General features: G+C 74.7%; 19 protein-coding genes. 4 read left to right on the top strand and 15 right to left on the bottom strand.

Features of this window, described 5'->3' with window-relative positions; translation table 11 throughout:
- Positions 1-268: 268 nt before the first annotated feature.
- The gene (locus LWC35_RS16545; RefSeq protein ID WP_232871023.1) at positions 269-1,657 is read right to left on the bottom strand and encodes a class II 3-deoxy-7-phosphoheptulonate synthase; all 1,389 of its coding nucleotides are present in this window, start codon (positions 1,655-1,657) and stop codon (positions 269-271) included.
- Positions 1,658-1,733: 76 nt separating this feature from the next.
- Positions 1,734-2,222, bottom strand: coding sequence for a polyadenylate-specific 3'-exoribonuclease AS (locus tag LWC35_RS16540; RefSeq protein WP_232871022.1), 489 nt, complete (start codon positions 2,220-2,222; stop codon positions 1,734-1,736).
- Positions 2,223-2,390: 168 nt separating this feature from the next.
- On the opposite strand from LWC35_RS16540, the gene LWC35_RS16535 reads away from it, so the two are divergent.
- Entirely contained in the window at positions 2,391-3,707 is a 1,317-nt protein-coding gene (locus LWC35_RS16535; protein ID WP_232871021.1) for an ABC transporter substrate-binding protein, read from the top strand.
- Positions 3,708-3,717: 10 nt separating this feature from the next.
- Here LWC35_RS16535 and LWC35_RS16530 read toward each other — a convergent pair whose 3' ends face one another.
- Positions 3,718-4,431, bottom strand: a complete 714-nt coding sequence (locus LWC35_RS16530) for a lysophospholipid acyltransferase family protein (protein ID WP_232871020.1) — start codon at positions 4,429-4,431, stop codon at positions 3,718-3,720.
- Between the two features lie 146 nt (positions 4,432-4,577).
- On the opposite strand from LWC35_RS16530, the gene LWC35_RS16525 reads away from it, so the two are divergent.
- Positions 4,578-5,021: a hypothetical protein gene (locus tag LWC35_RS16525; protein ID WP_232871019.1), complete on the top strand. Its 444-nt coding sequence runs from the start codon at positions 4,578-4,580 to the stop codon at positions 5,019-5,021.
- Between the two features lie 60 nt (positions 5,022-5,081).
- Here LWC35_RS16525 and LWC35_RS16520 read toward each other — a convergent pair whose 3' ends face one another.
- The 6 genes from LWC35_RS16520 to LWC35_RS16495 are packed head-to-tail and all read right to left on the bottom strand — an operon-like array spanning position 5,082 to position 9,456.
- Positions 5,082-6,044: an ROK family glucokinase gene (locus LWC35_RS16520; protein ID WP_232871018.1), complete on the bottom strand. Its 963-nt coding sequence runs from the start codon at positions 6,042-6,044 to the stop codon at positions 5,082-5,084.
- 1 nt (position 6,045) lies between these two features.
- A complete protein-coding gene (locus LWC35_RS16515; protein WP_232871017.1) occupies positions 6,046-6,474 on the bottom strand; it encodes a hypothetical protein in 429 nt (142 codons plus the stop codon).
- A 13-nt stretch (positions 6,475-6,487) separates the two neighbouring features.
- On the bottom strand, positions 6,488-7,753 hold the full coding sequence (locus tag LWC35_RS16510; protein ID WP_232871016.1) for an ArsA family ATPase: 1,266 nt from the start codon (positions 7,751-7,753) through the stop codon (positions 6,488-6,490).
- 32 nt (positions 7,754-7,785) lie between these two features.
- Positions 7,786-8,238 carry an SRPBCC family protein gene (locus tag LWC35_RS16505; RefSeq protein WP_232871015.1) on the bottom strand — a complete coding sequence of 151 codons (453 nt, stop codon included), beginning with the start codon at positions 8,236-8,238 and terminating at the stop codon, positions 7,786-7,788.
- Positions 8,239-8,259: 21 nt separating this feature from the next.
- Positions 8,260-9,048: a metallophosphoesterase family protein gene (locus tag LWC35_RS16500; protein ID WP_232871014.1), complete on the bottom strand. Its 789-nt coding sequence runs from the start codon at positions 9,046-9,048 to the stop codon at positions 8,260-8,262.
- A 12-nt stretch (positions 9,049-9,060) separates the two neighbouring features.
- Entirely contained in the window at positions 9,061-9,456 is a 396-nt protein-coding gene (locus tag LWC35_RS16495; protein ID WP_232871013.1) for a polyketide cyclase / dehydrase and lipid transport, read from the bottom strand.
- A 202-nt stretch (positions 9,457-9,658) separates the two neighbouring features.
- Here LWC35_RS16495 and LWC35_RS16490 point away from each other — a divergent pair, with 202 nt between their 5' ends.
- Positions 9,659-11,470: an AMP-dependent synthetase/ligase gene (locus LWC35_RS16490; RefSeq protein ID WP_232871012.1), complete on the top strand. Its 1,812-nt coding sequence runs from the start codon at positions 9,659-9,661 to the stop codon at positions 11,468-11,470.
- Positions 11,471-11,607: 137 nt separating this feature from the next.
- On the opposite strand, the gene LWC35_RS16485 is transcribed toward LWC35_RS16490, so the two are convergent.
- The 4 genes from LWC35_RS16485 to LWC35_RS16470 form a co-directional block, all read right to left on the bottom strand.
- Entirely contained in the window at positions 11,608-12,744 is a 1,137-nt protein-coding gene (locus tag LWC35_RS16485) for a glycosyltransferase family 4 protein (RefSeq protein ID WP_232871011.1), read from the bottom strand.
- Between the two features lie 71 nt (positions 12,745-12,815).
- Positions 12,816-13,952, bottom strand: a complete 1,137-nt coding sequence (locus tag LWC35_RS40300) for an NlpC/P60 family protein (protein WP_232871010.1) — start codon at positions 13,950-13,952, stop codon at positions 12,816-12,818.
- A 333-nt stretch (positions 13,953-14,285) separates the two neighbouring features.
- Entirely contained in the window at positions 14,286-14,609 is a 324-nt protein-coding gene (locus tag LWC35_RS16475) for a hypothetical protein (RefSeq protein ID WP_232871009.1), read from the bottom strand.
- A 109-nt stretch (positions 14,610-14,718) separates the two neighbouring features.
- Complete coding sequence (locus LWC35_RS16470; RefSeq protein ID WP_232871008.1) at positions 14,719-16,059, bottom strand: NYN domain-containing protein; 1,341 nt, start codon at positions 16,057-16,059, stop codon at positions 14,719-14,721.
- Between the two features lie 122 nt (positions 16,060-16,181).
- Here LWC35_RS16470 and LWC35_RS16465 point away from each other — a divergent pair, with 122 nt between their 5' ends.
- Positions 16,182-17,918 carry a DEDD exonuclease domain-containing protein gene (locus LWC35_RS16465; protein WP_232871007.1) on the top strand — a complete coding sequence of 579 codons (1,737 nt, stop codon included), beginning with the start codon at positions 16,182-16,184 and terminating at the stop codon, positions 17,916-17,918.
- A 4-nt stretch (positions 17,919-17,922) separates the two neighbouring features.
- Here LWC35_RS16465 and LWC35_RS16460 read toward each other — a convergent pair whose 3' ends face one another.
- Both LWC35_RS16460 and LWC35_RS40295 read right to left on the bottom strand, forming a co-directional pair.
- Positions 17,923-18,201 carry an Lrp/AsnC family transcriptional regulator gene (locus tag LWC35_RS16460; protein ID WP_232871006.1) on the bottom strand — a complete coding sequence of 93 codons (279 nt, stop codon included), beginning with the start codon at positions 18,199-18,201 and terminating at the stop codon, positions 17,923-17,925.
- Between the two features lie 296 nt (positions 18,202-18,497).
- Positions 18,498-19,538 (bottom strand): glycoside hydrolase family 16 protein, encoded by a 1,041-nt coding sequence (locus tag LWC35_RS40295; RefSeq protein WP_232871005.1) that lies wholly within the window; start codon positions 19,536-19,538, stop codon positions 18,498-18,500.
- Between the last annotated feature and the right edge of the window lie 192 nt (positions 19,539-19,730).

Here is a 19,730-nt window from a genome sequence, read left to right as displayed (position 1 = left end):
GAACACCACCACCCCAACCCGCCTCGCCATCACACACGCCCGACCCCGAAGGCATAAACGGCGTTTACAGCCACCACCACGAGCAGCACCGCCACCCTCGCAACGTCCTATTTCAGCGGACTCCTAGGCCGTGTGGAGAAGTCCCTGATCGCGGTCTTCGCGCCCAGATCACGAAGCCCATCGACCGCGACTTCTTCAACACGGCCCAGCGCCTCCGGTGCGCGGTCGGTGGTACCGACCGCGAACGAACGGCGTCAGCCGGCCGCTCTCAGCCGCGCAGCATCTCCGCGACCAGGAAGGCGAGCTCCAGCGACTGCTGGGTGTTGAGCCGCGGGTCGCAGGCGGTCTCGTACCGGCCGGCGAGGTCGGTGTCGGAGATCTCCTGGGCGCCGCCGAGGCACTCGGTGACGTCCTCGCCGGTGACCTCGACGTGGATGCCGCCGGGGTGGGTCCCGAGCGCGCCGTGCACCTCGAAGAAGCCCTGCACCTCGTCGACGATGCGGTCGAAGTGCCGGGTCTTGTAGCCCGTCGTGGACTCGTGGGTGTTGCCGTGCATCGGGTCGCACTGCCAGATGACCTTGTGGCCGGAGGCGGTGACCTTCTCGACGATCGGCGGCAGCACGTCGCGGATCTTGCCGTTGCCCATCCGGCTGATCAGGGTGAGCCGGCCGGGCTCGTTGCGCGGGTCGAGCCGTTCGACGTACTCCACGGCCTGCTCGGGCGTGGTGGCCGGGCCGATCTTCAGGCCGATCGGGTTCGACAGCAGCTCCGCGAAGGCGACGTGCGCGCCGTCGAGCTGGCGCGTGCGCTCGCCGATCCAGAGGAAGTGCGCGGAGAGGTCGTAGAGGACCGGATTGTCGCGGTCCAGGTCCAGCCGCAGCATGGCCCGCTCGTAGTCGAGCAGCAGCGCCTCGTGCGAGGCGTAGAACTCCACCGCGTGCAGCTGGTGGTCGGTGACCCCGCAGGCGTCCATGAACTTGACGGCGCGGTCGATCTCCGCGGCGACGGCCTCGTACCGCTCCCCCGCCGCCGACGTCCGCACGAAGTCCTTGTTCCAGGCGTGCACCATCGCGAGGTCCGCCATGCCGGTCGCGGTCAGCGCGCGGACCAGGTTCATCGCGGCGCTGGCGTTGGCGTACGCCCGGATCATCCGCGAGGGGTCCGGGGTGCGGGACGCCTCGTTCGGCGCCAGCCCGTTGACGATGTCGCCGCGGTAGGACGGCAGACCGAGCGCGTCGACGGGCGCGCTGCGCGGCTTGGCGTACTGCCCCGCGATGCGGCCGACCTTCACCACCGGCAGCGATGCGCCGTAGGTCAGCACGACGGCCATCTGCAGCAGCGTGCGGATGGTCGCACGGATGTGCGGCTCGGTGTTGTCGACGAACGTCTCGGCGCAGTCCCCGCCCTGGAGCAGGAAGGCCCGACCGTTCGCGACGTCGGCGAGCCGCTGCTTGAGGCGGTCGACCTCGGGCGGCAGCACGACCGGCGGCACGCTCTCGAGCACCGTGCGGGTGTGCGCGACGACGGCGGCGTCCGGCCACTCGGGCTGCTGGGCGGCGGGCCGGGCGAGCGCGTCGTCCAGCCGGGTGCGGAGCTCACCGGGCAGCGGCGGCAGCTCCGGGAGGACGTCCACGGGGGCGTCGACGGACCAGTTCACGAGAGAGAGGGTATGCGGTCCCGCCACGGCGGCTGCTCCCGGCACCCGCCCCGGTCAGGTCCGGTTCGGGCTCCGCTCAGGGGGTCGGGACGGAGGTCTCGATGACCTGCCAGCGACGCAGGTTGAGGCGGGCGTCGGCGAGCGCGTCGTGCGCGTCGGAGCTGGGCGGTGGCAGCGTGGGGCGGCCGGCGTCCTCCCAGCGCTGGCGCAGCTCCCGGGTGAACCTCGGGAGGGGCCGCGGCAGCGCCGGCATGGCACCCCACAGCTGGCAGAGGGCCACGTGGTCGTAGGCGGCGATCCAGGCCCACAGCTCGACCTCGCCGGGCGCGCCGGTGAGGAACTCCAGCAGGTCGCGGCGGATCGTCGCGCGGGACCGCCAGGCCCGGTCGGCGGGCGAGGGCAGCTTGGGCAGCACGTTCGCCCGCACCCAGGGGCCGGCCTTGTCCGGGTCGAACTCGGTGGACACCGCGTAGAACTCTCGCCCGTCCTCGCCGACGACGCCGATCGACACCAGATCGATCGTCCTGCCGTCCTCGATGAACTCGGTGTCGTAGAAGAAACGCATGCCAACCCTTTCCGACCTGCCGCGACTCTACGTCGCCCGGACGGCGGGGTGCGCGCGGGGACTGGGCCGGTCGGGCGAAGATGGGGGTGCACGGTCACGATCCGGACGCCCGGGACGACCTACCCACCGACCCCTGGCCTCGGTCAGCCGCCTCTCTAGCGAGATCCCATGCCCCGCTCCCGCACCGCCCTGCTCCCCGGGCTGGTCGTGCTGCTCTGCGCCCTGCTCGCCGTGGCGTGCGCCGGCCCGCCGCAGGCGCCCGCCACCACGGTGACCCTGCGGCTGTGGGACGACCAGGTGGCCAAGGCCTACGGCACGTCCTTCGCCGAGTTCGAGCGGCAGAACCCGGACGTCCGCGTCGACCTCGACGTCGTCCCGTACTCGGACTACTTCGTGAGCCTCAACGCGCAGCTCGCCCACGGCACCGGCGACGACATCTTCTGGCTGAACTCGGCCTACTTCGGCGCGCTGGCCGATTCCGGCGCGCTGACGGACGTCGACCGGATCCTGCCCGGCCGTAAGCAGAACTGGGTCCCGGCCGCCGTCGACCAGTACACCCGGGACGGGGCGCTGTGGGGCGTCCCGGCGCTCACGGACGGCCGGATCGTCACCTACTACAACAAGAGGATGCTGGCCGACGCCGGCGTCGACCCCGCCGCGCTGACCTGGCACACCGACCCGGCGAAGGACACCTTCCTGCCGGCGATGCGGAAGCTGACGGTCGACGTGCACGGCCGGACCGCCGACCAGCCGGGCTTCGACCCCGCGAACGTGGCCCGGTACGGATTCAATGCCGGCCGTGACCTGCAGGCGATCTACTACGACTTCGTCGGCTCCAACGGCGGGCAGTTCCAGAAGCCCGACGGCACCTTCGCCTTCGCCGAGCCCGCCTCGGCCGAGGCGTTCCGGTACCTGGTGGACCTGGTCAACACCCATCACGTCGCCCCGGACGCCGACGACACCAACGTCAACCCCGACTACGGCCGGGACGCCTTCCTCGACCAGCGGCTGGCCGTGTTCCAGTCCGGCACCTACAACCTGCGCAACGTGGCCGACGGCGCGACCTTCGACTGGGGCGTGGCACCGATGGTGGCCGGACCCGCCGGCCGGGTGTCGGTGGTGAACAGCGTGATCGCGGCGGGCAACGCGCGCACCCCGCACCCCGAGGCCGTGGCGCGCGTCCTCGACTGGATCGGCTCCGAGCCGGGCGCCGACCCCGTCGGCGGGCGGGGCGCCGCGCTGCCGGCCGTCACGGGGTCCCAGCAGAAGTTCTTCGACTACTGGCGCGAGCGCGGCGTCGAGACGGGCTACTTCGGCAGCCTCGGCGGCACCGCGACGATCGACCCGCCGATGGGCCCCAGGTTCGGTACCGGACTGCGGGCCTTCAACCCGGTCCTCGGCGAGGTCTTCGCCGGGCGGCTGCCCGTGGGGCCGGGGTTGCAGCAGGCGCAGGACGCGGCCAACGCGGCGGTGGCCGCGGGCTGAGCGGATCCGCTCAGGCGGCCGCTCGGCCCTGCTGCTCCTTCTTGGCCTGCTCGGCCTTCTCCTTGACCGACGCGGCGTAGAGGTCCACGTAGGTCTGTCCGGAGAGCTCCATCAGCGCGTACATGATCTCGTCCGTCATGGACCGCTCGATGAACCGGTCGCCGGCCATGCCCTCGTAGCGGGAGAAGTCCAGCGGCGCGCCGACCTTCACGTGCACGTGCCCGGGCCGCCACATCTTCGAGCCGATCGGGTTGACCTTGTCCGTGCCGATCATGGCGACCGGGACGACGGGGACACCGGCCTCGAGCGCCATCCGGGCCACCCCCGTCTTGCCCTTGTAGAGCCGCCCGTCGGGCGAGCGGGTGCCCTCGGGGTAGATGCCGAGCAGGTTGCCCTCGCGCAGCAGCCGCACCGCGGTGTCCATCGCCGCCTGCGCCGCGTTGCCGCCGGACCGGTCGATGGGGACCTGCCCGACGCCGCTGAAGAACTGCTTCTTCACGAAGCCCTTGAGGCCCGGCTCGGTGAAGTACTCGCGCTTGGCCAGGAAGGTGATCCGGCGGGGCACCTGCAGGGGCAACAGGAAGGAGTCGGCCACCGCCAGGTGGTTGCTCGCGAGGATCGCGCCACCCGAGGCGGGGATGTGCTCCAGGCCCTCGATGGTGGGGCGGCAGTACAGCCGGAGCAACGGGCCGAGCAGGACGTACTTCGACCACCAGTACAGCACCGGGCAGGGCCTCCTCACCGCAGGGAGCCCAAGCGTACGGAGCGTCGCGCCGTTGCGACAACAAGGGACTCCCGACGCCCGTGGGAGGCGTCTTCGTGTCAGGATGCACGGGTCTGTTCCTGCAGACCCCCGAGGAGGCCGCGAGCATGAGCACGGGCGAGCCGGAGGGCGTGCAGGGCGACCCCCGACGGGAGGGCCGTCGCTCGGACCCCGACCCCTTCGAGCAGGTCGTGGCGTCGTGGAAGGCGGAGGGCACCGTCCCGCACTGGCCCGGTGGCGCGCACGACGGCGCGGCCCCGGCGCCGCCGCCCGTGCCCGAGATCGACCCCCGGCTGGACCCCGAGGAGCACTACGTCCCCCCGGAGCCGCCGCCGCTGCCCCGGGTGGGCGCCGCCGTCGGCGTCGGGCTGGTGCTGGTGGTGCTGGGCATCGTCCTGGTCGCGGCACCGCAGTGGATCGGGATGTCCTCGGTCTACGGGCTGCCGCTGGGCCTCGTCGCGATCGCCGGCGGCCTGACCTGGCTGCTGATGCGGCTGTGGCAGCCCGCCGACGAGGACATGGACCCGTACGACGACGACGGCACCGTCTGAGCACCGTCGGGCACGATCCGGGCACCGTCGGGCACGATCCGGGCACCGGGCCGGCGCGGCTCAGCGCGCCGCGCCGCCTGCCAGGACGGCCTCGCGGGCCAGCTCGGCCGACCCGACCACGGCGGCCGCGGACCCGAGCTGCGCGGTGCGGATGCGCGCCAGCGGCCGGTTGCCCGCACCGGTGACGATCCGGGCGTAGTGCTCGCGGGCCTCGTCGAGGAACAGCGGCGCCGACACCGAGACCCCACCGCCGATCACGACCAGCTCGGGGTCGAACACGTCGGCGATCAGCGACAGGCCCTCCCCCAGCCACCGGCCCATGTCCGCCACCGCCCGCCGCGCGAGCCGGTCGCCGTCGCGCGCGGCGGCGGCCACCCGCTGGCCGGTGATCCGGCCCGGGTCGCGCGCGGCCTCGCGGTGCAGCACCGAGGTGGTCGCGTCGGGATCGGCCAGCATCTCCAGGGCCGTGGTGGCGAGCGCCGTGCCGCTGCAGTAGCGCTCCCAGCAGCCGCGCTTGCCGCACTCGCAGGGGCGCCCGTCGGGCACCACGCGGACGTGCCCGAACTCCGGCGCCACGCCGAACGCGCCGCGGAACAGCGCGCCGTCGAGCAGCAGCGCCCCACCGATGCCGGTGCCGAGGGCCACGAACACCACGGTCGACGCGCCCGCGGCGGCCCCGTACCGGCGTTCGGCGAGGGCAGCGGCGTTGGCGTCGTGCTCGACGACGACCGGGACCCCCAGGCGCTTGCGCATCCGCTCCGCGACCGGCGCGTCCCGCCAGGACAGGTGCGGTGCGAACCGGACCAGGCCGCGGTCGGCGTCGATGAACCCGGCCAGTGCGAGCCCGACGGCCTCGACCTCGTGCCGGTTCGCGAGCTCGCTCACGCAGGAGGCGATGGTCGCCTCCAGCGCCTCGTCGCTCTTGGGCGTGGCCGCGCTCGCGCTGTCGATGACGCCGCCCTCGGGGTCGACGACCCCCGCCCGGACGCTGGTCCCCCCGACGTCCACCCCGACCGTCAGCACGTCAGGCCCGCACCACGCGGATGTGCTGAACCCGCCGGGACGGTCCGGGGCGGCCCCGTCGTGGTTCGTCGCCCGCTCCGTCCTGGTCCTCGGGTCGGTGAGGGGTCGTGCCATGTCCGCCCGCTTCCTCGGATCCACGCCCCGCAGCACTGCCGGCCGTTCCCTGCGCCGCCGGGTCCGGCAGCTCCTCCACCAACGCGCGCAGCATCGTCAACAGTCCCGCCGCGTGCTCGGACAGCCGTACCGCCAGCTCCGGGCGCTCGCCGCGCAGCACCGCGAGCAGGGCGCAGACCGGGCAGGACGCACAGCTCGAGGGCGTGGCGCCCTCCCCCGTACGGGCGGCGTCGACCAGCGGTCCGAGCCGGTCGAGCGCGGCCACGGCGAGGGCGCGCAGCTCGCGGGTCAGGCCCTCGGAGTGGGTGCAGCTCATCGCCGCCTCCCCGTCACCGCGTCATCCAGACCGCCGGGTCCGGCGCGAACACCACGACGAGCTCGGTCGCGTGGCCCTCGCCGACCAGCCGCGCCCCCGTGACCTCGCACCGGCGCAGCACGGCCGGCAGGCTCACCCGCCGGCGCGTGGCGCCCACGGTGACCACCAGCTCGTCGCCGACCCGGGTGAGGTCCAGCAGGCCGTCGGCCGCCCCGGGCAGACGCAGGGCCAGCTCGAACTCGGAGTCGGCGGAGGTGCCGGTGCCGGCGGTGCGCTCGAGGCGCAGGGTCGGGGCGGCGGGCGGAGCGGGTGCGGCGGGGTCCGCGTCGCCGTACAGGCAGCCGCCGAGCGCGACCAGGGCCTCGACGCCCGTCGGCTCCGCCGCGGTGTAGGGCACCGTCGCGAGCGGCACCGCGTCGCCGCACTCGGCCCGCAGCTCGGCCAGCACGGCCTGCTGCTCGGTGTGCCGCTCGCGCAGCCAGCGCGCGGTCGGCCCGCGCAGCGACGGGGGCGGCGCGGGCATGACCCGGTTGATCACCAGGCCGTCGACCTGCAGGTCGTGCAGGGCCAGGGCGGTCAGGGTGCGGCGGGTCTCCGCGGCGACGACCCGCTCCGGCGTGAGGACGAGACGGATGGAGGTCTCCTCGCGGTCGGCCAGCAGGGCGCGCAGCCCGGCGAGCTGCGTGGCGAGCCGGTCCAGGGCGCCGACCGTGCGGTCCCAGCCCGCGGTCTGCTCGGCGCCGGCCCGCCCGGGGGCCAGCCCGGCGATCATCCCGCGGACCGCCCGGCGGTGCGCGGGGAACAGCCGCTCCAGGTACCCGGAGAGCGCCTCGGGCAGGCCGAGCAGGCGCAGCGTCTCGGCCGTGGGGCCGCAGTCGACGACCACCACCTCCCACAGCCCGGAGGTGGCGAGCCGGTGCACCTCGGCGAGCGCGAGCAGGTCCTCGACGCCCGGCAGGACGGTCAGCTCGTCGGCCAGCAGCTCGTCCACGCCGGCCCCGGCCAGCAGCGTCCGCAGGTGTCCCTGCAGCTCGGCCCACGTGCCGTCGAGCAGCACCCGGGTGTCGACGTGCGCGGCGAACAGCCCGTTCCCGAGGTCCGCGGGCTCGGTCTCGGTGGTGTCGTCGAGGCGCTCGCCGAGGGCGTCGCCGAGCGAGTGCGCGGGGTCGGTCGAGACGACGAGGGTCTTGCGCCCGGCACGGGCGAGACGCGCGGCAGTGGCCGCGGCGAGCGTCGTCTTCCCGACGCCCCCCTTGCCGGTGAACAGCACGACCCGCACCCGCGGCAGCGTAGCCGCCGGGGGGCGTGCGCTCAGGAGCGGCTCTCCACGCGGCGCTTCAAGCCCTTGAGCGCGGTGTCGATGATCACCTTCTCGGCCTTGCGGCGCAGCATGCCGATCATCGGGATGTTGAGGTCCACGGCCAGGCTGTAGGTCACCGTGGTCGGCGCGCCGCCCGTGGACTCCAGGGTGTACGAGCCGTTCTGCGCCTTCTGCATCTGGCCCTTGACCAGGGTCCAGCTGACCGAGCGGCCGTCGGGCGCCCAGTCGTAGTCCAGCGTGTAGGTGTCCTTGATCGGGCCGGCGTCCATCGAGAACCGGACCCGGTCGGCGCGGGCGGGGTCGGACCCCGCGCCCTTGTCGAGGATCTCGACCGTCTTCACCTGGTCCGCCCACTCGGGGTAGGCCTCGAAGTCCGCGATCACCGCCATGACCGTCTCCGGGTCGGCGTCGATGGTGATCGAGGACGTCGTCGCGTCGGCCATGGCGCGCACGTTACCGGCCGATCACCAGCGCAGCACGTACGGCTCGCCCGTCTTCCGGAAGTGCCCGACGTTGACGCACTCGGTCGCGCCCAGCCGTGCTCGCGGCGCCAGCGGCTGGTGGACGTGCCCGAACAACGCGGCCCGCGGCCGGTCGCGTTCGATCAGCTCCACCAGACCCTGGCCGGGCAGCTCGCGGCGCTTGGTGACGACGTCGTAGTGCAGGGCGGGGAGCGCCGGCGGGGCGTGTGTGCACAGCAGCTCGACGTCGGTCAGCTTGCCGACCGATGCCAGGTAGTCCTCGCTCGCGACCAGGTGCGGGCGCCACGGTCCGCCCGTGCGCGGCGGGAACCCCGGCGGCAGCGGCACCCCGCCCACGAAGCCGACGCGCAGCCCGCCGATCTCGACCACCTCGCCGTCGGGCACCCGGGTGCCGGGCCGGACGTGTGCGGGCCAGAGGTCGGGGACGTCGACGTTGCCGGGGATCGCCCAGGTCGGGTCCGGGAGCACGGGGAACATCGCCTCGTACTGCTCGGCGATGGCCTCCTCGATCACGGCGGCCGGGTCCGGGACGCGCGCCCAGGCCCGCCGGGCGAACTCCCGCAGCTCGCCGGGGCCGCCGGCGCGGCGCACCTCGCCGAACCTCCGGCTCACCTCGGGGCCCAGGACGCGGCCCAGGATGCCGCCCTCCGGGTTCCGGTAGTCGACGAAGTCGATCAGGTCGCCGAGCACGAACACCGCGTCGGCACCGTCGGCCGCCCTGGCGAGGGCCTCGACGTTGCCGTGCACGTCGGAGACCACATGCACCCGCATGATCTGCAGACGCTACGTCAGCGGGGGTTCCCCCGGGGCCCGGCCCGCCTCCAGCCGCGCCTTGAGCGCGAACGCGATCCGCTTGGCGGCCCGCTGCCGACGCTGGGTCTCGGCCACGGCGCGGCGGCGCGGCCAGGTCGTCGGCAGCCCGTTCGGGCCGGTCGGGTCGGCGCGCAGGAAGTAGTGGACGACGGTGCCGTCGAGCACGGCCTCCAACCACACCTCCATGCTCCCGGTCAGCGCGCCGCCCACGGTCCAGCGCACGCCCTCGTCGCCCCGGTCGGCGAGCACCTCCAGCCGCAGGTCCGGCCAGAGGCCCGGCCACGCCCCCCGGTCGGCGAACGCCGCCGCGACGCGCGAACGGGGTACGGCCAGGAATGTCTCGTCCACCACGTCCACACTCGGCACCGGCCACCTCCTCGCGGGCCCGATCCTTCCGCCCCGACCTGCGGGACCTGCGGCGGGGGGCCGCGCGGGCCGGGTCGGGGGCCACGCGGACCCCGCGCGACGAACCGGACAAGCCGGACACCTGCCGCCCTGCCGATCCGCGCGGCGACGCGCTATCTTTCCTCACGAGTAACCTGCCAACGCCGGCCAGGAGGTCAGGATCGTGCGTGAGTACAGCGTCCCGGCGACCGTCACGGTCCGTCCGGAGGAGAACCTCCTCGACGCCGTCTACGCGAACGAGGCCGAGGTCCCGCGGACCACGCTGCTGCGCGTCCAGGAGGGCGACGGCTGGCGGGACGTCTCCGCCGCCGAGTTCGCCGCGCAGGTCACCGCCGTCGCCCGGGGCCTGATCGCCTCCGGGGTCGAGCCGGGCGACCGCGTCGCGCTCCTGTCGCGCACCCGCTACGAGTGGACGCTCGTCGACTACGCGATCCTCGCCGTCGGCGGCGTCACGGTGCCGATCTACGAGACCTCCTCGGCGTCGCAGATCCAGTGGATCCTGTCCGACTCCGGCGCGGTCGGGATCGTCGTCGAGACCGCCGACCACGCCGCGCTGGTCGCGGAGGCGGGCACCACGCTGAGGTTCGTCGAGGAGATCGCGTCGGGCGCGGTCGACGCGCTCGTCGCCGCGGGCAAGGACCTCGCCGACGAGCAGGTCCACGAGCGCCGCCGGGCCGTGCGGGCGGACGACCTGGCCACGCTAATCTACACGTCGGGCACCACGGGCCGGCCCAAGGGCTGCGAGCTGACGCACCGCAACCTGCTCGCCGAGATCGCCTCGACCCGGGCGGTGCTCTCCGAGCTGCTCACCGACACCGGCTCGGTGCTGCTGTTCCTGCCGCTGGCACACGTCTTCGGCAAGATCATCCAGTGCGGCGCCATCGCCTCGCGCACCGTCATCGGGCACACCCCGGACACCAAGAACCTGCTGCCCGACCTGCAGACCTTCCGCCCGACCTTCCTGCTCGCCGTCCCGCGGGTGTTCGAGAAGGTCTACAACGGCGCGCGGCAGAAGGCGCACGACGAGGGCAAGGGCCGGATCTTCGACGCGGCCGCCGACACCGCGATCGCCTGGTCGCAGGCGAAGGACACCGGCGGCCCCGGGCTGGGGCTCAAGGTCAGGCACGCGGTGTTCGACAAGCTCGTGTACGCCAAGCTGCGCGCCGCGACCGGCGGCCGGGTCGTCGCCGCGGTGTCCGGTAGCGCCCCGCTCGGCGAGCGTCTCGGGCACTTCTTCCGCGGCATCGGGCTGCCGATCCTCGAGGGCTACGGCCTCACCGAGACCAGCGCCGGCATCACCGTCAACGCGCTCTCGGCGCAGCGGGTCGGCACCGTCGGGCGGCCGGTCCCGGGCCACTCCGTCCGGATCGCCGACGACGGCGAGATCCTGCTCCGCGGCGACATCGTGTTCCGCGGGTACTGGCAGAACGAGAAGGCCACCGCGGAGGCCCTCGATGGCGGCTGGTTCCACAGCGGCGACATCGGCGAGCTCGACGACGCCGGCTACCTGAAGATCACCGGTCGCAAGAAGGAGCTGCTGGTCACGGCCGGCGGCAAGAACGTCGCCCCGGCCGTTCTGGAGGACCGGCTGCGGGCGCACCCGCTGGTCGGGCAGTGCATGGTCGTCGGCGACGGCAAGCCCTTCATCGGCGCGCTGGTGACCATCGACCCCGAGGCCCTGCCCGCCTGGCGCGAGCGCCACGGCAAGGCCGCCACGGACGACCCGTCCTCCGCCGCCGACCTGGTCGACGACCCGGAGCTGCGCGGTGAGATCGCCGCGGCGGTCGAGGAGGCCAACCAGGCGGTCTCGCGGGCCGAGCAGATCCGCAAGTTCCGCATCCTCCCGGTCGACTTCACCGAGGCGGGCGGGGAGCTCACGCCCACGCTCAAGGTCAAGCGCGCCGTGGTGGCACAGCAGTACGCCTCGGAGATCGCCGCGATCTACGCCCCCGCCGAGACCCCGCAGCCGGCCTGATCGCCACCCTAGCGTTATGGAACCATAACGCGCTTTTTCGGGGCTGCTGAGCGCGTTATGGAACCATAATGCGTATTTCCGGGTCCGGTGAGCGCGTTATGGAACCATGACGCGCTTCCGGCAAAAGCCGACGCGCATCACGATTCGCTGCCGGTCAGGAAACGCCGCAGACGGGCGACCTGGGTAGGGAGGGTCCACTCCTCCTGCATCCAGGCACGCCCCGCGGCGCCCATCTTCCGCGCCCGGTCGGGGTCGGCGAGCAGGTCGGCGAGGGCGTCGACCAGGGCGGCCCGGTCCCGGCCGTCGACGACGTGCCCGGTCTCCCCCTCGCGCACCGTCTCCGGCGCCCCGCCGCTGTCCCCCGCCACCACCGGGACCCCGCACGCCGAGGCCTCGAGCAGCACGATGCCGAGGCCCTCGACGTCCAGGCCGCCGCCGCGCGTCCGGCACGGCAGGGCGAAGGCGTCGCCGACCGCCTGGTGCGCGGCGAGCTCCTCGGCCGGCACCGCCCCGGTGAACACGACGTGCTCGCCCACCCCGTTCCGCGCCGCGAGCCGCGGCAGCCGGTCCCGGTCCGGCCCGTCGCCGACGACGAGCAACCGGGTGCCCGGGACCCGCTCCCGCAGCGGCGCCAGGGCCTCGATCAGCGCGTCCTGCCCCTTGCGCGCCACCAGCCGCGACAGGCAGGTCACCACCGGGGCCTCCCCGAGCCCGTACCGCGCCCGCAGCGCCTCCCGGGCGGCGGGGTCCGGCCGGAAGACCTCGGTGTCGACCGCCGGCGGCAGGTGTTCGAGGGCCGCCCGCGGTCCGAAGGCCGCGGCGAACCGCCCCCGCGTGTACCGCGACACCACGGTGACGACGTCGGCGTCGTCACCGATGCGGCGCAGGGCCTGGCGGGCGCCGGGCAGCATCGACCAGCCCACTTCGTGCCCGTGCGTGCTGGCCACGACCCGCTCGACGCCCGCGGACCGGCGCAGTCCCGGCCCGAGCAGCGCCAGCGGCGCCGCCGCGCCGAACCAGACGGTGGTGGCGCCGTGCACCCGGGCGTGGCCGGCTGCGCGCCGGGCGACCTCGGGCACGGGCAGCATCAACGACGTCGGGTGTCGGTGCACGGGATATCCGAGCCCGGCGTCGAACGCGGCCGCGCCCTCCCACGCCGGCGCGTACACCGCCAGCTCTCCCGACGGCAGCCGGTCGGCCAGGGCCCGCAGATAGTTCTGGATGCCACCCCGGCGTGGCGGGAAGTCGTTCGTGACGAGGAGCGTGCGGGCCACCCGGGGAACCTATCGGGCCGCCCTCCCCACCCCGGCACGACATCCGCGGCGGCACCGGGGAGCGGACGAGGTCAGAGGCGGCGGGCGCCGGTGAATGCGCCGCGGGACACGGTCTGGTACTTCACGACGTCGCCGCTCTGCGGCGCGTTGATCATCTTGCCGCCGCCGGCGTAGATGCCGACGTGGCTCACCGGGGAGTAGTAGAAGACCAGGTCGCCTGGCTGCAGGTCGTTCCACGCGACCGGCGTGCCGACCCGGGCCTGCGCACTGCTCGAGCGCGGCAGCGTGATCCCGGCCTGCTTGAACGCCCACGAGGTCAGCCCCGAGCAGTCGAACGAGCCCGGCCCGCTGGCCCCCCACACGTACGGCCGGCCTAGCTTGGTCGCCGCGGCCCGCAGCGCATCGGCGCCGACGCCCGTGCCCAGGAGGATGTCCGGCGCGTCCTCCACCGGCCCGTTGAGGTCCGCGATCTCGTCGGGGCCCAGCCGGCGCAGCAGGTCCTCGGCCTCGCCGATCCGCTTCTCGGCGTCGGCCTTCCGGGTCCCGATCTCGTCGGCGGCGTGGCGCGCGTCGTCCGCGGCGGTCTGGGCGCGCAGGGTCGCGTCGTCGGCCGCGGCCTGGGTCCGGGCGGCCCGGTCGGCCTTGTCCTTCAGGTCGTCGAGCGCGACGAGCCGGTCGGCGGAGAGCGTCTCGAGCGCCGACATCTGGTCCAGGTAGGCCTGCGGCGACGGGCTTGCCACCAGGGCGTTGAACTGGTCCAGCCGGCTGTTCTCGTAGAACGAGAGCGTGACGCCGTCGAGCGTCTGCCGGTAGGCCTCCTCGTCCGCGCGGGCCTGGTCCGCGGCGGCCCGCAGGGGGTCCACCGCCTCACGGAGCCGGTCGGCCTCGGCCTGTTTGGCGGTGAGGTTGTCCGTGGCGGCGTGCCACTGCTCGGTGAGCGCCTCGGCCTCGTGCCGGACGTCGACGATCCGCTGCCGCGCCTCCTCCGGCGTCCGGGGCGGTTCCGGCGCCGCCGGGAGCTGCACCGTGGGGGCCACGGGCGCTGCGGGAGCAGCGGGGGCAGGCGACGCAGCCGGGTCCGCCGGGTCCGCGGGTGCGGCGGGTGCCGCCGGCGCGGGTAGCCCGGGGATGCCGGGCAGGACCGGGTCGGCGGCCGCGGTACCGGCCGGGAGCGCGGCGACCGCCGCGGTCACCAGCGCGATCGTCACCCCGGCCAGGGCACCGACCCTCGCGCGGGTCCGGGGCGGCACGGCCCTCCGGGTCCTCCGCTCTCGGCGCGACAGCACGCGGACGCGACTCCCTCCTCGGTCCCCGCCGCGCCCGCCCGGGTCGGGGTCCCGGGCGGCGGGGCGCCGGAGAGGCGCCGCGGCGGTGACCCCACGGGCCGCCCTGGGGACGACGGCCGCTCGACGCGAGGTCGCGGCGAGATTACGAGCGTGTGATTCACCCGTCCAGACCTCGCCGGGGAGCCGTGCTGTGAGCGGTCGGCGACCCGTTCGTCGCCGAACGTGGCCGCCCGGCGCGATCGGTGCCGCATTTCGCTACACAGCGTTGCGGCGATCGGCGGCCGGACCCCCGATGTCGGTGACGGTGTGCGTCCGGGTGGGGACCAAGCGCAACCGCGGCAGCAGCCCCTGGTCCGCCAGGACCGCCAACGCCTGCCGCTCGGCTGCGTCGAGCTGTACCCGTGGCGCGCCGGACGGCAGATCCTCGCCGCCGACGGCGACCACCTCCCCGCCCCCGGCGGGGTCCGCCGCGCCGCCGGTGAGCGCCCCCGGTACCTCCGGCATGCCCAGCAGGACCCCGATCGCGCAGTCCCCGCAGGACGACCCGCGGACCTCGCAGCTGTCGCAGTCGACGATCATCGTGTCGCTCCTCGCCTCCGGTGATCTCGTCGGGCGCACCGTACGGAGAGGCACCGACAGTTTCCGGAGATCGACCACCTGACCTGCGGAGACGTCGAGGACGGTGACGTCAGGAACGGAGCCGGCCGAGCAGCACCGAGGAGGGCACCGCGTGCGCCCCGCGGCGGCGCACCGACGCGGCGACCGCGCGGTCCGAGGAGGCGACGAGCAGCGGCCTGCCCTGCGGCTCGGCCGCGACGAGGTCCCGGATGACGTCGTCGGCGATCACGCCGGGATCGCTGAACAACACCCGCACGCCCCGGGTCCCGCGGGTCTGCGCGGCGCTCACCGCCGCGCCGTCGAACACCACGGTGACCTCGACCCCGGTCCGCGCCGCGAGCGCGCCCAGCTGCCCCACGAGCCGGGTGCGCTGGTCGGCGAGCGGCAGCTCCGGGTAGCCGGTCTTGCTCACGTTGTAGCCGTCGACGATGAGGTGCGCGGCGGGCAGGGCCAGCAGCGAGTCGAGCATCGCGAGGTTGACGACCGGGGCGCCGCGGGTGCCGTCCGGCCCCGCGACGAGATCGGCGGGACGCGGCCCGCCGCCGCCGACGGAGAGCTCCCGGCGCAGGCCCTGCACGGCGCCGCCGAGGGTCTCGAGGAGCAACCCGAGCCGCACCTCGTCGCCCTGCCGGGCCTCCTTGGCCGCCTGCCGGGCGGCCGCCACCTCGGCCTGCGCGCGCCGGGCGCGGCGGTGCTCCTCCTCCGCCCGCTCCCGTTCGCGGTCCCGCTCGGCGATCACCTCGGCCAGCCGTGCGTCGGCACCCGCCCGCAGCCGGGCGACCTCCGCCTCCAGCTCGGCCTGCGCGTCGCGCGCGAAGCGCAGCCTGGTGCCCTGCTCGGACACCTTGCGGCGCAGCTGCGCCACCTCCTGCTCGCGCTGCGCGGCGGCCTCGCGGGCCTGGTCGCGCGCCTCGGCCAGCTCGGCGCGCAGCCGCTCGACCTCGACGGTCAGCTTGTCCGCCCGCGACAGGGCCTCGTCGCGCTCGGCTCGGGCCTCGGCCGCGTCGCCCCGCCGGGCGACGGCGGCGACCGCACCGCGGGCGTCGGGGGCACCGGTCAGCACGGCGGCGGCCGCGGCGGTCAGCGGCTCGTCCGGGCCCGCGGCGAGCTCGCCGGGCCGGTGCTCCTCCCACCAGGCGACGACGGCGGTGCGGAAGGTCGCGTTGTCCCGCAGCTCGCGCACGAGCGTGGTGCCGCCCAGGCGGGCGCGCTTGGCCGGGGTGAAGCGGGCGAACTGGCGGAGTGCGGCGGGCACCTCGGTCGGCGGGAGCCCGGCGAGCGCGGTGCCGGCAACCTCGGCGAGCCGGTGCCGCACGGGGTCCGGGAGCAGGTTCCAGTCCAGGTCCGCGACCCGTCCGGCGGACGCCGCGGCACCCTGCGGGTGCTCGGGCGAGGCGTCCTCCGGGTACATCGGTCAAGGTTATCCCCGATCCGGACGGGCGGCCACGGATTCGGCCGCGACGCACCGGGCCCGGCGACACGCTCGAACGGGTGTGCGAGGAATTGTCGGTGGCTCGAACTACCGTTCGCACCGTGACCGCTCCCCAGCTGTCGTTCGACGAGCTCGGCACCCCGCTGCGCGAGGTGACGTTCGTCGTGCTCGACCTCGAGACCACCGGCGGGAGCCACGAGCGGGACGGGATCACCGAGGTCGGTGCCGTCAAGGTACGGGGCGGCGAGGAGCTGGGCGAGCTGGCCACGCTCGTCGACCCCGGCTCCGGCATCCCGCCCAACATCGTGGCGCTCACCGGCATCACCACCGCGATGGTCCGCACCGCGCCGCGGCTGCCCGCCGTGCTGCCGTCGGTGCTGGAGTTCCTCACCGGCGCCGTGCTGGTGGCGCACAACGCCCCGTTCGACGCCGGCTTCCTGCGCTCCGCCTGCGAGCGGCACGGGCAGGTGTGGCCGCGGCCGCCGGTCCTCTGCACGGCACGGCTCGCCCGGGCGGTCCTGCCCCGGGACGAGTGCCCGAGCGTGCGGCTCGGCGCCCTCGCCCGGCACTTCGGTACCCACACGCAGCCGAACCACCGGGCGTTGTCCGACGCGCGGGCCACCGTCGAGGTGCTGCACCACCTGCTCGAGCGGGTGGGCAACCTGGGGGTGCAGAGCCTGGAGGAGCTGCTCGCGCTGACCCGGGAGGCGTCGGCGCACCGGCCGACCCAGCGCCAGCGGCAGAAGCGCCACCTCGCCGAGCAGGTGCCCTCTGCGCCGGGCGTGTACCTGTTCCGCGGGCCGCGCGAGGAGGTGCTCTACGTCGGGACCAGCGGCGATCTCCGGCGCCGGGTGCGCAGCTACTTCACCGCGGGCGAGCGGCGCCGGCGGATCCGGGACATGGTGGCGTTGGCCGAACGGGTCGACTCGGTCGTCTGCGCGCACGCGCTCGAGGCGGGCGTCCGCGAGCTGCGGCTGCTCGCGGCGCACAAGCCGAAGTACAACCGCCGCTCGCGCAACCCCGCCCGCACCTGGTGGGTGGTGCCGACCGCCGAGACCTTCCCCCGGCTGTCGGTGATCACCAGCGCGCGCGAGGGTGCACTGGGTCCGTTCGCCTCGCACCGCTCCGCCGCCACGGCGTTGGACACGCTGCTCGACGCCGTGCCCCTGCGGCGCTGCACGCAGCGGATCCCGGCCCGGGCGCCGTCGGCGTCCCCCTGCATGCTGCACGAGCTGGGGAAATGCGGAGCGCCGTGCGCCGGTCTGCAGTCGCCGGAGGAGTACGCGCCCGCCGTCGAGTCGCTGCGGTCGCTGGTCCACGGGGCGAGCGACGACCCGCTGCACCTGCTGGCCCGCGGCGTCGACGAACTGGCGGGCAAGGAGCGGTTCGAGGAGGCGGCGGGCGACCGGGACCGGCTGGCGGCGCTGATCTCGGCGCTCGAGCGGCGCCAGACGCTGGCCGCGCTGGCCGCCCAGCCCGAGCTCGTCGGTGCCCGGCCGGACGGGCGGGGCGGCTGGGAGCTCGCGGTGGTGCGGTACGGGCAACTGGCCGCGGCCGACGTGGCGCGCCGGGGCGTGCGCCCGATGCCCGTCGTCGAGGCGCTGCGGGCCGGCGCCCAGACCATCCTGCCGGGCGAGGGGCCGCTGCACGGAGCCCCGCCCGAGGAGGTGCGGCTGATCTACCGCTGGCTCACCACCGGCGGCACCCGGCTCGTGTACTGCGAGCCCTGGTCCGAGCCCGCGCGGGGTGCCGCGCGATGGAGCGGATGGGCGCTCAAGGCGCGCGAGGGCACGGAGGCCGGGCGCACCGCCGTCGAGGTGCTGGCGGGGAGGGGGTGAGCGGTCAGGCGGAGCCCACCGAGAAGGCGGCCTCGGTGTCGGCGCGGGAGTAGGAACGGAAGGCGATGTGGGTGTCGGTGTGCTGCACGCCGTCCACCTTCGAGATCTTCCCCGCGATGAGGTCGGCGAGCTGCTCGTGCTCGCGCACCTTCACGATCGCGATCAGGTCGACGTCGCCGGCGCACGAGTAGACCTCGGCGACGCCCTCGATGTCCGCGATCGCCTGTGCGGTCTCGGGGATCCGGTCGGCGAGGGTGTGGACCAGGACGATCGCGGTGATCACGGGCTCTCCTTCTCACGAGGCCTCGGGGCGGTTCGCTGCGGAGGCTAGTCCAGCCGGGGCCGTGCTGCCGCGCTCCACACCGGACACGGTCGGCAACCGGGCGGAGATCGGCGACGTCCCGGGCCGCGCGACGAGCAGCGGGCGGCACGGGCCGAGCGGATGCCGACGGGCCGCGGCGGCGCACACGCCTGATGGGTCGCACAGGTACCACACACCGCGCACACCCGGTCGAGGACCTGCGCGAGGCCGCGACCGGTGTGCGAGCGCGTGCGGGGCGGTCAGCCCGGGTCGAGCGGTCAGCCCGAGTGGAGTGCGTCGAAGGACGAGGCCCGGGTGGCCGAGGCCGCCGGCGCCGCCTCGGTCATCGTTCCCTCACCGGACCGCTCGCCGTCCGACGAATCCCCGCCGGACCCGTTGCCGGAGGACCGGGAGTCGTCGGATCCCGATCCGCTCGAGGTCGCCGGGCCGGAGTCGCCCGAGCCCTTCGAGCCGGCCGACGCGGCCGACCCGTCCGAGCCGTCCGAGCCGCTCGAGCCGGACGGCTCCTGGCCCGCCGTGGCGGGGTCGCCGGCCGTCGCGCCCGAGCCCGGGGCGGCGGCCGCGGGCTGTCCGGCGCCGTCGAGCGAGTAGATGCGCACCCAGTCGACCTCGTAGCTGGCCTCGCGCATCCCGCCGCCGTGGAAGTTGTCGAACTGGATGGTCAGGTGCCCGGAGGGCATGTCCTGGATGTTCTTGCGGCCGCCGGGACCCGCGCCGTTCTCGAGCGTGTACCACTCCTTACCGTCGATGTAGCCCCGCACGTGGTCGGGGGTCCACTCGAAGGCGATGGTGTGCCACTCGGACAGCGGGGCCCCGCAGTCCTTCTCCTCCAGGAACTCCTGCTGCACCGGCATCCGCGGGTGCGGGTAGTGGATGAAGGCGTTGGCGCACTCCTCGCCGGGGGCCCCGTTCTCCAGGAAGTCGTACTCGCCGTCCTGCGGCCAGCTGTCCGACTCCGGCCAGACGATCAGCAGCGGGTGGTACTCCTTGCCCGACTCCCCCGTGTTGAAGGAGCGGACCCGGGCCTCCCAGCGGCCGTACCGCTGGTCGAGCTTCGAGGCCAGCCAGCCGGTGTCGCCGTTCCTGCTGCCCTTCTGGATCAGCTTCTCGCCGTCGACGGTGCTGTTGGCGCCGCAGCGCTTGCCGTTGCCGTTGTGGCCGGCCCAACAGCCGTTGATCGTGCTCCACTTCGTCTGGTCGGGCCCGCCGGTGTAGTTGAACTCGTCGGACTCCGGCAGCGGCGTACCCCAGCCGTACTTCTCGGCGGCGGTGGTGGGCTCGGCCGGCGGCACGACCACGGGCGGCTCCACGAGGGGCGGCTCCGGCACCCCCACCCCACCGGGCCCGGCGACCGTGCCGCCCGGCGGGGCAGCCGTTCCGGGGTCCACCGCGGGGGCGGACGGATCGGCCGACGGGTCCGTCCCGGCACCGCCCACGGGCGAGGCAGGAGACGCGACCGCGGGTCCGGCCACCGGAGCCGCCGCGCCGGC

The sequence above is a fragment of the Pseudonocardia kujensis genome, from assembly GCF_021283305.1.
In the GTDB taxonomy this organism is placed as follows: Bacteria; Actinomycetota; Actinomycetes; order Mycobacteriales; family Pseudonocardiaceae; genus Pseudonocardia; species Pseudonocardia kujensis.
This window is presented reverse-complemented; position numbering and strand designations above follow the sequence as displayed.